Source organism: Fredinandcohnia quinoae, from assembly GCF_022427965.1.
Taxonomy (GTDB): Bacteria; Bacillota; Bacilli; order Bacillales; family Bacillaceae_L; genus Ferdinandcohnia; species Ferdinandcohnia quinoae.
On sequence record NZ_JAKTTI010000064.1, the window covers coordinates 1 to 11,387 of the forward strand.

The 11,387-nt window shown below is 36.9% G+C and carries 14 protein-coding genes, 8 tRNA genes and 1 other annotated feature; of the genes, 19 read left to right on the forward strand and 3 right to left on the reverse strand.

Going from position 1 to position 11,387, the window contains the following annotated elements:
• Nucleotides 1-73: 73 nt before the first annotated feature.
• The 8 genes from MJG50_RS21545 (at nucleotide 74) to MJG50_RS21580 (ending at nucleotide 1,002) form a co-directional block, all read left to right on the forward strand.
• Nucleotides 74-158, forward strand: a tRNA-Tyr gene (locus MJG50_RS21545).
• Between the two features lie 32 nt (nucleotides 159-190).
• A tRNA-Trp gene (locus MJG50_RS21550) sits at nucleotides 191-264 on the forward strand.
• Between the two features lie 18 nt (nucleotides 265-282).
• Nucleotides 283-358 (forward strand) — tRNA-His (locus MJG50_RS21555).
• A gap of 159 nt (nucleotides 359-517) precedes the next feature.
• Nucleotides 518-593: transfer RNA gene (locus tag MJG50_RS21560), tRNA-Gln, on the forward strand.
• A gap of 28 nt (nucleotides 594-621) precedes the next feature.
• Nucleotides 622-696, forward strand: a tRNA-Gly gene (locus MJG50_RS21565).
• 2 nt (nucleotides 697-698) lie between these two features.
• Nucleotides 699-772 (forward strand) — tRNA-Cys (locus MJG50_RS21570).
• A 34-nt stretch (nucleotides 773-806) separates the two neighbouring features.
• A tRNA-Leu gene (locus MJG50_RS21575) sits at nucleotides 807-892 on the forward strand.
• 28 nt (nucleotides 893-920) lie between these two features.
• Nucleotides 921-1,002: transfer RNA gene (locus tag MJG50_RS21580), tRNA-Leu, on the forward strand.
• Nucleotides 1,003-1,110: 108 nt separating this feature from the next.
• On the opposite strand, the gene MJG50_RS21585 is transcribed toward MJG50_RS21580, so the two are convergent.
• Nucleotides 1,111-1,503 (reverse strand): MFS transporter, encoded by a 393-nt coding sequence (locus MJG50_RS21585; RefSeq protein ID WP_240257842.1) that lies wholly within the window; start codon nucleotides 1,501-1,503, stop codon nucleotides 1,111-1,113.
• Between the two features lie 239 nt (nucleotides 1,504-1,742).
• Here MJG50_RS21585 and MJG50_RS21590 point away from each other — a divergent pair, with 239 nt between their 5' ends.
• The 8 genes from MJG50_RS21590 to MJG50_RS21625 all read left to right on the forward strand — a co-directional run bounded on the left by MJG50_RS21590 (nucleotide 1,743) and on the right by MJG50_RS21625 (nucleotide 7,837).
• Nucleotides 1,743-2,288 (forward strand): DUF1697 domain-containing protein, encoded by a 546-nt coding sequence (locus MJG50_RS21590; RefSeq protein WP_240257843.1) that lies wholly within the window; start codon nucleotides 1,743-1,745, stop codon nucleotides 2,286-2,288.
• Nucleotides 2,289-2,342: 54 nt separating this feature from the next.
• Nucleotides 2,343-2,678, forward strand: a complete 336-nt coding sequence (locus tag MJG50_RS21595) for a DUF6054 family protein (RefSeq protein ID WP_240257844.1) — start codon at nucleotides 2,343-2,345, stop codon at nucleotides 2,676-2,678.
• 97 nt (nucleotides 2,679-2,775) lie between these two features.
• Nucleotides 2,776-2,993 (forward strand) — a binding site (T-box leader).
• A 51-nt stretch (nucleotides 2,994-3,044) separates the two neighbouring features.
• Nucleotides 3,045-4,481, forward strand: coding sequence for a proline--tRNA ligase (proS, locus tag MJG50_RS21600; RefSeq protein ID WP_240257845.1), 1,437 nt, complete (start codon nucleotides 3,045-3,047; stop codon nucleotides 4,479-4,481).
• A 164-nt stretch (nucleotides 4,482-4,645) separates the two neighbouring features.
• The gene (locus MJG50_RS21605) at nucleotides 4,646-4,840 is read left to right on the forward strand and encodes a hypothetical protein (RefSeq protein WP_240257846.1); all 195 of its coding nucleotides are present in this window, start codon (nucleotides 4,646-4,648) and stop codon (nucleotides 4,838-4,840) included.
• 72 nt (nucleotides 4,841-4,912) lie between these two features.
• Entirely contained in the window at nucleotides 4,913-5,572 is a 660-nt protein-coding gene (locus MJG50_RS21610; protein WP_240257853.1) for an HAD family hydrolase, read from the forward strand.
• 14 nt (nucleotides 5,573-5,586) lie between these two features.
• Nucleotides 5,587-6,339, forward strand: a complete 753-nt coding sequence (locus MJG50_RS21615) for a formylglycine-generating enzyme family protein (RefSeq protein WP_240257847.1) — start codon at nucleotides 5,587-5,589, stop codon at nucleotides 6,337-6,339.
• Nucleotides 6,340-6,494: 155 nt separating this feature from the next.
• Nucleotides 6,495-7,079: an HAD family hydrolase gene (locus tag MJG50_RS21620; protein WP_240257848.1), complete on the forward strand. Its 585-nt coding sequence runs from the start codon at nucleotides 6,495-6,497 to the stop codon at nucleotides 7,077-7,079.
• Nucleotides 7,080-7,258: 179 nt separating this feature from the next.
• On the forward strand, nucleotides 7,259-7,837 hold the full coding sequence (locus tag MJG50_RS21625) for a hypothetical protein (protein WP_240257849.1): 579 nt from the start codon (nucleotides 7,259-7,261) through the stop codon (nucleotides 7,835-7,837).
• Between the two features lie 102 nt (nucleotides 7,838-7,939).
• Here MJG50_RS21625 and MJG50_RS22265 read toward each other — a convergent pair whose 3' ends face one another.
• A complete protein-coding gene (locus MJG50_RS22265; protein WP_275695710.1) occupies nucleotides 7,940-8,065 on the reverse strand; it encodes a hypothetical protein in 126 nt (41 codons plus the stop codon).
• A 199-nt stretch (nucleotides 8,066-8,264) separates the two neighbouring features.
• On the opposite strand from MJG50_RS22265, the gene MJG50_RS21630 reads away from it, so the two are divergent.
• Nucleotides 8,265-8,777 (forward strand): DUF3231 family protein, encoded by a 513-nt coding sequence (locus MJG50_RS21630; protein ID WP_240257850.1) that lies wholly within the window; start codon nucleotides 8,265-8,267, stop codon nucleotides 8,775-8,777.
• Nucleotides 8,778-8,993: 216 nt separating this feature from the next.
• Nucleotides 8,994-10,340: an amino acid permease gene (locus tag MJG50_RS21635; RefSeq protein ID WP_240257854.1), complete on the forward strand. Its 1,347-nt coding sequence runs from the start codon at nucleotides 8,994-8,996 to the stop codon at nucleotides 10,338-10,340.
• Here MJG50_RS21635 and MJG50_RS21640 read toward each other — a convergent pair.
• Nucleotides 10,337-10,966 (reverse strand): LysE family transporter, encoded by a 630-nt coding sequence (locus MJG50_RS21640; protein ID WP_240257851.1) that lies wholly within the window; start codon nucleotides 10,964-10,966, stop codon nucleotides 10,337-10,339. The genes MJG50_RS21635 and MJG50_RS21640 overlap by 4 nt on opposite strands.
• Nucleotides 10,967-11,053: 87 nt before the next feature.
• Here MJG50_RS21640 and MJG50_RS21645 point away from each other — a divergent pair, with 87 nt between their 5' ends.
• Nucleotides 11,054-11,299: a hypothetical protein gene (locus MJG50_RS21645; protein WP_240257852.1), complete on the forward strand. Its 246-nt coding sequence runs from the start codon at nucleotides 11,054-11,056 to the stop codon at nucleotides 11,297-11,299.
• The last annotated feature ends 88 nt before the right edge of the window (nucleotides 11,300-11,387 follow it).

Here is an 11,387-nt window from a genome sequence, read left to right on the forward strand (position 1 = left end):
GAGCAACTGACTTGTAATCAGTAGGTCGTGGGTTCGACTCCTATCGCCGGCACCATTTTTTTAATTTAATAGTGGAGGGGTAGCGAAGTGGCTAAACGCGGCGGACTGTAAATCCGCTCCCTCCGGGTTCGGCGGTTCGAATCCGTCCCCCTCCACCATTTACTTTATGAATTATCACATAATATGATATAGGGGCATAGTTTAAAGGTAGAACTGAGGTCTCCAAAACCTCCAGTGTGGGTTCGATTCCTACTGCCCCTGCCAAAATATATTACATCTATGGCGATTGTGGCGAAGTGGTTAACGCATCGGATTGTGGTTCCGACATTCGTGGGTTCGATTCCCATCAGTCGCCCCATATAAAATTTATCTAGTTGACATATTATTAAGTTTTAAATGGTTTGTTGTATGTCGACGATATTTCGTAATATTTCCTTCAGAAATATTTCAAAATATCCTCTTGCGATGTAAAGGTATGAAGCGGATTCAGTGATGAGGATTCATGATGATTATTCAATGGGCTATAGCCAAGCGGTAAGGCAACGGATTTTGATTCCGTCATTGCGAAGGTTCGAATCCTTCTAGCCCAGCCATTTTTTTATTTACAGAAAAATAATTGTTGCGGAAGTAGTTCAGTGGTAGAACACCACCTTGCCAAGGTGGGGGTCGCGGGTTCGAATCCCGTCTTCCGCTCCAGCGGCGGCATAGCCAAGTGGTAAGGCAGAGGTCTGCAAAACCTTTACCACCGGTTCGAATCCGGTTGCCGCCTCCAATTATAGTACAAAATGTACATACATTTTTAACATGCCGGGGTGGCGGAACTGGCAGACGCACAGGACTTAAAATCCTGCGGTAGGTGACTACCGTACCGGTTCGATTCCGGTTCTCGGCATTTAGTGTAGTGTATATATTTGTAGCTTGCCGATGTGGCGGAATTGGCAGACGCGCACGACTCAAAATCGTGTTCCGTGAGGAGTGTCGGTTCGACCCCGACCATCGGTATCTTTTTCAAACTTAAATTAACTTTTTCTGTCAGTATAGCGAGGATTGTGAGTTTAGTCTTATGACTGAACACGCAATCCTTTTTTGTTTAGGTTTATTCTTTTCAATCTATTGTCCATTCTCTATTTCAGAACCATCCCATTTTGCTACATGATTATCGTTAAGCTTATTGAATATCGGATTTAAAAAGCAAATGATGGTTGTTAAGCAGATGAGGCAGCCTAAAATTAAAAATAGAATAGAGATGGAAAAGGTTTCAGCAATAATACTTCCTAAGCCAGCCCCAATAGGAACTCCTGCTTGCGCTAATAAAATTCTAACTGAGAAAACTCTGCCACGTAAATGATCAGGTACTCTTTGTTGGTACAGAGTGGTGTTATTGATATTGAAAATAATGGCAAATACACCTTGGCAAAAAGAAAAAATCAGAGCAATCCAGTAATATGGAGTCCAAGCTAATCCTAAAAAGAATATTCCATTTAAAAATAGTGATCCTAGCATCACTCGTTTTCTATTTTGGGGTTCTTTTCAAAAGGTGCACGTGTTACAATTATATACATTTTTAATTTATCTGAATATATTTAGTTTTCGACTAAAATCAAAGAGGAAGCCCCCTATTATCACTAAAGGGAGGATAAACCTAGAAGGATTAACGCATTTTATGTAGAACTATTTTATTAACGTTGAAGTAAGTCATTTAATAAGAAAATGATAGATTCATTAGGAAAGGTTGTTGAATTATGGTTTTTGTTGCTCTTCTACGAGGGATTAATGTTGGTGGAAATAATAAAATTGATATGAAGTTGCTTAAGGGTACGTTTGAACAAGCTGGGATGTCAGATGTGGTGACATATATTAATACAGGTAATATTATTTTTTCAAGTAAGGACAAATCAAAAGCTGAACTATCACGTATTTTGGAAGAAGCAATACATCATGATTTCGGATTACAAATTAAAGTAATGGTTCGTAGTACTGATGATGTCAGAGTTATCATTAACGAGATTCCTGAGACTTGGAAAAATGATAAAGACATGAAATGTGATGTAATGTTTTTGTGGGATGAAATTGATAATGAATCTGTACTTGAGAATCTAGTCATTAAACCAAATATTGATACAGTGAAATATGTTCCGGGTGCTATCCTATGGACTGTTGACAAGAAAAATGTAACTAAAAGCGGAATGTCGAAGATTATTGGAACAAAGATATACAAACAAATAACCGTACGAAATGTTAACACAACTCGGAAAATATTTGAACTGATGCAAACGCAAAATACATAGTTTTCCTGTTGTAAATAGAGTGGGTTAGGATCTTATGGGGGAGGATGAGTAATCTTGGCAAAGTATGAGACGACAATTAGTGGTCAATTTGAGGATGTAGTTAATCGCTTGGAAAGTGATATTAGTAATAGTGGAATAACTATGAATTTAGTAGATGAAAGCAACTATTCAATTGGGGATACGAAAATCGCAGTTCGAGTTTATGATAAATATTTTATGAGAAATGGAAACAGAACAAGTTTGAGCCTTACTGTATTAGGGCATAATAATCATATTTTCATTTCAGCTATAGGTGCTGGTGGGGGTGAAGGGATTATTTTTAACTTTAGCCTTGGTGCTGAATCAGAAATGGTGGCAATCGTGGAAAGAAGTATAGAGCAAATGGGTTGAAAATTATTTATAGCCAGATATCAGGAGACAATATGCTACATATATTGCAGTATATATTGAATTACATTTCGTAAATTGGTATATTAAGTTATACAATATGTAATCAATGATGTGATCAAGTAAATAAGAATTGTGAAACAGAAAATATAGCCCTTGGCTGAAAGCTATATCACCCCTTCTTATTGAACCCTACCACGGAGATGTTAGATAAAAGCTAACCGAGTCGTTTCGTTACAAACGATTAGAGGACATACTATTTTTTAATATGTCGAACTAAGGTGGTACCACGTCTACAAGCATAAAGACGTCCTTATTAGGACTCTTTATGCTTTTTTATTTTACAGAATTTCTTAGGAGGAAAAGACGATGTCTCAAAAAACAAATGATTTTACAAAATGGTATATTGATACGATTCAAAAAGCAGATTTAATGGATTACACCCCTGTTCGCGGATGTATTGCATTTAAGCCGGATGGCTATGAATTATGGGAGCATATTCAAGCAGAAATGGATAAGCGCTTTAAAGAAACAGGCCACCGTAATGCATACTTCCCGATGTTAATTCCAGAATCCTTCTTCCAAAAGGAAAAGGATCATATTGAAGGCTTCTCACCAGAACTTCCTTGGGTAACAGAGGCTGCAGGAGAACAATTAGAAGAACGACTGGCACTGCGTCCTACTTCAGAAACAATGATTGGACATTTGTATTCAAACTGGATTAAGAGCTATCGAGATCTTCCAGTGTTAATCAATCAATGGGCAAATGTATTCCGATGGGAAAAGAAAACTCTTCCATTCATCCGTACATCTGAATTTTTATGGCAGGAGGGTCATACTGCACATGTGGATGAGGAAGAAGCTCGTAAGGAAACGATGCAAATGCTAGCGATCTATAAAGAAGTTGTAGAAGGCTTGCTTGCGATTCCAGTTTATGACGGAGAAAAGACACCATCTGAGCGCTTTGCTGGTGCTGTTGATACATTCTCCATTGAAGCGATGATGCAGGATGGAAAAGCGGTACAAGCAGGTACCTCACACTATTTAGGTACAAAATTTGCGGAAGCATTTGATATTAAATATTTAAATAAAGAAAATAAACACACATATGTGCACACTACGTCTTGGGGCACGTCCACACGCTTAATTGGGTCGGTCATTATGGTACATGGGGATGAACAAGGTCTTGTCTTACCTCCAAAAATCGCACCAACTCAAGTGGTGTTGATTCCAGTTGGGCCTTGGAAAAAGAACCCTACAATTATCGAGAAGTTAGATGAGATCTTTGCAGCTTTAAAAGCAAAAGGAATTCGAGTACGTCTTGATGATTCAGACCAATCACCAGGCTATAAATTTAATGAATGGGAGTTAAAAGGTGTACCTGTTCGTATTGAACTTGGCCCACGTGATTTAGAGAATAATCAAGGTTTAATGAAAGCACGTGATGAAGGAGAGAAGGTTTCAGTACCTCTTGAATCAATTGTTGAAAGCATTGAAAAAGAACTGGAAACCATGCAAACTCGTCTATTCGAGAAAGCAAAAGCATTCCGTGAGGAGAATTCCCATACACATATCGATTCAATGGAACAGTTAAATCAGCATCTCGCAGAATCTGAACAAAATGGAACAATTCCTGGCTGGATTTTAGCTGGTTGGTGTGGAGACGATACATGTGAAGAAAGCGTAAAAGAAGAAACCAAATTTACAACCCGCAATATTCCATTTAACCCACCAACAACAAAGCATTCATGCATTCATTGTGGGAAAGACGCAAAGCATACGGTATGGTTTGCTCGGGCTTATTAATTAATATTGCTATAATCGCAAGAATTGGAATAATTGAATAGGTTTTAGATGTATAAAAACAGACAAGTGCGTTAATCCAAGCAGGATTAACGCTTTTTTAGTAGAAAGTATTTTATGTCGTAAGTTATAATGTTTGCATATCATCGAGTCAGGTAGGTTATTTAATGAAGGTATATACACTTAAAATGCAGTTCAATGAATTTAAAAAAGGCACAAAGTTTTATTTAATTGCTGAATCAGAATTTATTGGAGTTAAAGAGTTTGTATTAAGAACGACAGATTTAAAGGATTGTATATCAATAGGTGAAAATGAATTTCTTGCTTATTTTAGTTTTTTAAAAGAATCATTTAATGATTAAATGAGAGATTTGGTACTCGAATGTCCATGTGTCATATTATGGGAGGGGTTTGGTTTGAGAGAATATAAAGCAATGCTTTTTGATTTAGATGATACCCTACTTAATAGGGATCTGGCAGTAGATAAAATGTTTTCAATTATTATAGAAAAGTGTTATGAGGATGTTAAATATTCAAATAAAAACGAAATGCTGAAGAAATTCAAGGAATATGATAGTGAAAGCTACGGCTATAATGATAAAACAAATGTTTTCGAATCATTATTTGATGAATTCCCACCAACCAATAGATTGCCACGTGATTCCATTCAAGATTTCTGGAATCTTCATTTTCCTCATTGTTTTTCTATAAACCCAACTACGAGAAATATCATACATACGATAAAGAAGCATGTTAAAGTTGCAATTATAACAAACGGATCAACTCAGAGACAAAAGGCAAAAATAATGAACACGAATTTAAATCGCTTTTTTGATACGATCATTATTTCTGAAGAGGTGGGATGTAGTAAACCTGACAGACGCATATTTGAATTAGCATTAAATAAGCTTAATGTGAAACCAGAAGCCGCATTATTCGTTGGGGATAACTTAGAATTAGATATTGGTGGTTGTCAAAATGCAAATATAAATGGCATATGGTTCAACCCTAATATGAAGGAAAATGATACTGACATAAAACCCTATGGGGAGATCAATTCTTTTGATCGTTTATTAAGTTATTTTAATGAATAGACAAGGAGAAGAAAATGGTATTCAACGTAAATGAGTACGTAAACGACCTTATGATCTATATTCCTGGAGGGGTAACTGACATCCGGGATTATCGGAATGAGCAAAAGTGGATGAGTTCGAACTATAAATTAGGGATGCCGGGTGTTCGAAAAAATTTGAAGGAAACAATTTGGAGTGTGGATGTAGATCCATTTTTTCTGGCTAAATTTACAGTTACAGAGGAGCTTTATTGGAGAATTCTTGGGAGATCATTCATCAACACGATTGATTCAAGTAAGCCCGTTGTTAATGTGTCTTGGGTAGATGCAGTTAACTTCTGTAATTTACTTTCTGATCAGCTGGGGTATGACAGGTTTTATCAATATCATCAGGATACGAATGAAGTTGTTTGTAACCATGAATCGAGCGGTTTTCGTTTGCCAACTGAAGCTGAGTGGCAGTATGCGTGTAAAGCAATTTCGAACGGTTATCGATATGGCAATATTGATGAAATCGCTTGGTACAAGGATAATTCCAATGAACAATTACACCCAGTTGGAGAGAAAAAACCGAATGAATGGGGTTTGTATGACATGCTTGGGAATGTGTGGGAGTGGTGCTGGGATTTATACGATGAAGAAACCTATGGTACATATAGAATTATTCGAGGAGGAAGTTGGGCTGAGGAAGAACGTGGATGTGGTGCTACCTGCAGACGTAAAAGTATGCCTAATTTTTCTATTGACGATATTGGCTTTAGAATTGCCAGATCGATTAGTGGAAAATGATAATCTTCTAGGGTTGTTTAGTTTCATAATAATGTAGGTTGTTAATGAAAAAATAAAGAAGTATGTTGAGAACATCATAGATGAAAAAAATAAGGGCTGCTATTTTTGACTGATGATGTTCGAATGAGTGAGAATATATTCGGAGGATTTAAAAGATGAGTACAAAACCAGACTTAGTTTTAGATATTGCTGGTGTTATTGCCACTAATTTTTCACCAATCTATTGGGAGGACTTAGCTTCAAAAGGTAAAGTTTCATATGAGGACCTAGTAGCGTTCAGAAAGGAAGTACGAGAAGTATTATGGACCGGAAGTATTCAAGAAGAAGAGTTTTGGACTAGATTGATTGATAGATTCCCAACAATTGATAGAAGGTATGCTGTAACCAAATTATTAGCAGAGATCAAGCCCTTGCCAGCGCTTGAAATGATCCCGTTATGGAGTGAGTTTGCTAATATTCATTTGCTCAGTAATCATCGGACCGAATGGGTAGACCATATTATCTCACCTATTGAATACTACATAAAAAGTATCACGATTTCTAGTGATGTGGGAGTTTCTAAACCACAGCGCGATATTTACCTTAAGGTTAATGCCCATCTTTCTCCCAATGAAAATGTATTATTCGTCGACGATCAAGATAAAAATCTCATAGAAGCTCGTAATCTAGGTTGGAATACATTACTAGCAGATACAAAAGGTGAATGGATTAAATATGTAAGTCAACAGCTATTGTCCTGAAGGAAGCGTTGAAACTAGAAGGATAAACGCTTTTTTTGTGGAACTATTTATAAAAAGGTCGATACGTAGAAGGTGAGCACATGCATAATATAGAAGTTGTGGGGGAGTACAACTACATTTTAAACGTAACCGGCTAATTAATTGAGATCGTTATCATATTAGCGGATAAGGAGTAGAAGATGAAGAATTCATTGCTAATGAGAACAGAAGCAACCTATACCTTGAATTTTTTAATTTTCATTCAAAATATTTATTACAATCAAAATTGCAGTGAAGAGAAATACAAATTTCCGTACTTTCCATCGAAATTGGCTTTTAAAGAAGAGTTTGAAGTAAATTTTAAGGATTTATGGAATGAAGCTTTTAATCGAATATCCCAGCCTAATAATCAGGATATGGAAATTTTCTGTGAGGAAAGGGAATTTTTCTATGAGCAACTTTTTATGAAGAATGCCGAAAGTTTGAAGGACTATAGTGATATTCACAAATCCTTTCAAGTTTGGTGGGGGAGCTTGGCGGGGCAATTTTCAGTAGAAAGATCGATCGATGAACAAGGAGAAAAATTATATGTGGAACTAGCAAATGCACTCATGCAAAAAGGAATAGAACCTCAAATGACATTGAATATTAGCTTAGTGTACGATGCTTGTCTATACGCAAATACAGATGTTACTTCATATTTCGCTGTTCTTTCAATTCAGGAGATGCTTGTAAAGTATAAAACCGTGGTGCCATGGATATTAGGATGTATTAATTAAGTAAAGCGGGAGCATCACCTGCTTGTAAGGTGTTGTCTATACGGAATCAAAATTAAGCAGTTCGGAAAGATGTAATTACAATCAATATTTTAATACATAAGGTTAATACAAATATAAATAGCTTGGAATCGATTGCTCTTCTGCCTTTTCTTCTTGATCTAATCTGCTACGAAATCCAACAAGTACACCTACATTTATTAAAGTACTTAACCTAATAAGCTTTTCCACCTGAATTTTTCATATAAATACCAGTAAAATAAACACTAGAATAACGAATGTTCCTGAGAAAGCAGATACTATACCACCGATATGACTGGTTACTTCTTCTCAAATATTTATCAGTTGGATTGCCAATACTAGTTCTGTGCACTTATAGAAGGGTGGCACTAGAATGAATAAAATTGTTTATAATTTTAGGAGGTTGACGATGGGAATTCTTAGTGGTAATCCAAAGGAAGAGCCTTTACATTATGGAGAAGTGTTTGACATATGGTCTGCTGTTTTAGCTGCAAATGGTAAAGTGGCAGGATATCAAACAATGCTGAATCATACTGGGGACGAGGATCTAAAAAAACTTTTACAAGAAATGCTCGAAATGACAAAACAGGAAAAGAAACAATTAGATGAATTATTAAAAGAAAACGGCATTGGCTTGCCGCCAGCACCACCGGAAAGACCTGAAGCATGCTTAGAGAACATCCCTGCAGGTGCACGGATAAATGATCCCGAAATTGCGGCTAGTCTCTCAGTTGATATTGCAGCTGGATTAGTTCTATGCAGTCAAGTTATCGGAAAATCCATTCGTGAGGATGTTGCGTTGATGTTTAGTCAATTCCATAATCAAAAGGTAACATTAGGGGCAAAAGTTTTACGTTTGAACAAGGAAAAGGGTTGGCTAGTGCCTCCTCCGCTGCATATAAATAAGGGCAATAACTGCTGAATTCATGTAAATGACGAATTTACTGCAGAAATAGAAGTTAGCTTTTTTATAGGGCTTTTATATAAAAGCCCTATATTTGGATCCTATATGACATTTTTTACTTTTTTCTGTCGCAGTTATTTCGGCTGCTGCAACTATTCTTGTCTTGTTTTTTATCAAGTCTCCTAGGTGGGTTCGAATAGATTCTTTATTCCAGATGGTGAAGAGGTAGGGTTAATGGCGAAGGAAAACAGTGAGAAAAAAATTAAGTGGTGGCAACTCTCTCTTTTTGGTGTGGGGTGTACAATTGGGACGGGTTTTTTTCTGGGGTCGAGTATTGCAATCCGAACAGCTGGACCCTCTGTACTACTTGTATTTATCATAGCTGCTATTGGAACATATCTTGTGTATGATGGATTGGCGAAAATGACTGTACAAAAGCCTGAAAAAGGGACATTTCGAACATATGCTAAAAAGGCATTTGGAAAATGGGCTGGATTTAGTATTGGTTGGATCTACTGGAGCGCTGAAATACTTATTATGGGGAGTCAGTTAACTGCATTATCCATTTTCACAAAGTTTTGGTTTCCGAATGTTCCTCTATGGATATTTGCATCAATCTATGGAGTATTAGGATTATGTATTTTATTAATTGGTACGAGTGGGATCAACAAATTAGAAAATATATTTGCTCTTATCAAAATTTCCGCAATCCTCATGTTCATTGTAATTGCAGTACTGGCAGTTACAGGTACTATAGAAGGAACAAGAGATCCACAGCTACCTACAGATTACTTCCCGAAAGGAATTTTGGGGCTTTGGTCTGCTTTGATCTTTGCCTATTATGCATTTGGAGGCATTGAGGTAATGGGATTAATGGCAACGCAGCTTAAATATAAGAACGATGCACCGAGGGCGGGAAAAGTAATGCTCCTACTTCTTACGATTATTTACTTAGGCTCAATCGGCCTCGCTGTAATGCTTGCGTCAAAGAAGGTTTTTACAGGAGAAGAGAGCACATTTGTTGTTGCACTTGGTAATTACAATATACCAATCTTAGCGGATTTATTTAATGGCGCATTGATAATTGGCGGTTTTTCCACGATGGTTGCTGCGCTTTATGGAGTTACTAGTATTTTAGTAAATCTATCAGAGGACGGAGATGCTCCGAAAATCTTTTCTAAAAGGGGAAAATTAAAGGTGCCATTACCTGCGTTCATTTTAACAACATCCGGATTGCTTGCATCAATCATCTTTTCACTATTAATGCCGGATAGCATTTATGAGTATATAACAACGGGTGCTGGGCTAATGCTTTTATATAATTGGTTATTCATTCTTCTGTCTGCGAATCGACTGCTAAAGCCTGGATTTGTAGGGAAACTGAAATATTATTTAGGAATGTTGTTTATTTTACTTGCAGTAAGTGGAACATTATTTAGTAAGGAAATTCGTCCAGGTTTCTTTATTAGTCTAGGATTTGTTGTCATTATCGGAATTTTTGCTTTTGTTAAAAATGCTCGTTGGAAAAAGAAAGATTCCATAGGTTTAAGCACATTATTCGAAAAACTTGAGAAACCTTAATGACTAAGTAATAGCTTTACACCTTGAATTCCAAAGTATATCCCGAACCCAATAAGAGATAGGCCAGAAATAATGGATATGAGTGCTAATAAACGTGATGTTAAGATTTTTCGAAAACCACTTGAGATTGTGGCCATTGTGACATCCCAAAGTAGTAATCCACAAAAAATAGCAGCACTATAAATAATGAGTTCGCTATTGGTTGAAGTGGATGCAGTCTTTGCTAAAACAGAGCCGTAGATTCCAAGCCAGAATAAAATTGTTAGTGGGTTTGTAATCGACATAATAAAACCAGAAAAAAAAGCTTTATAAGTAGGCTCCTGATTTCTTGAATTCTGCATATTGATTTTTCCAGCACTTAACAGACTCTCAAACCCAGTGTAGAGTAATACAAAACAGCCAAAAAGCCAAAGAAATGTTTGAATTAACGGGGTATTGATGAATGACACAAGACCTAAGTAAACAATTAACATATATACCCCATCTGCTAAAACAGCTCCAACCCCAACGAGCCACGCGTGGAAAAAGCCGTATTTTATTCCTCGATCTAACTGTGCTGCATTAACTGGACCGATTGGTGCGGCAAGACTAAGACCTAATAGAACATAACTGAAAAGTGTACCCATTCCACTTACCCCTCTTGAAAAGACTTGTCTTAAAATTGTATTCAAGAGGCCGGACTTGTACCACTACTATTTTTAGGAGGCTGAACGATGGCAGAATTATTAAATCAGTTTATACAGACAGTGGAAGAAGCTCAACAAGCGATAATCGAGTCACAAGCTAATGACGACCCACAACGTTTTCAGCATGCTCAAAACTTATTACTTCATGCGAAGGAACAATTACAAGAAGTTAAAGATACTTGTGAAGCTAAAAGTGAGTTTCAACACGCAAAAGAGCGACTTCGTAAGCTAGAAGAAACACAGCATGCCATCCAGGCAACAAATAGGTTCTAACACGTAAAACCCACGAATATCGTGGGTTTTTACTGTGGTGTGCCCAGCATGGTTGCAGTCTATAGGGTGAAAGTCCCGAACTGTGAAG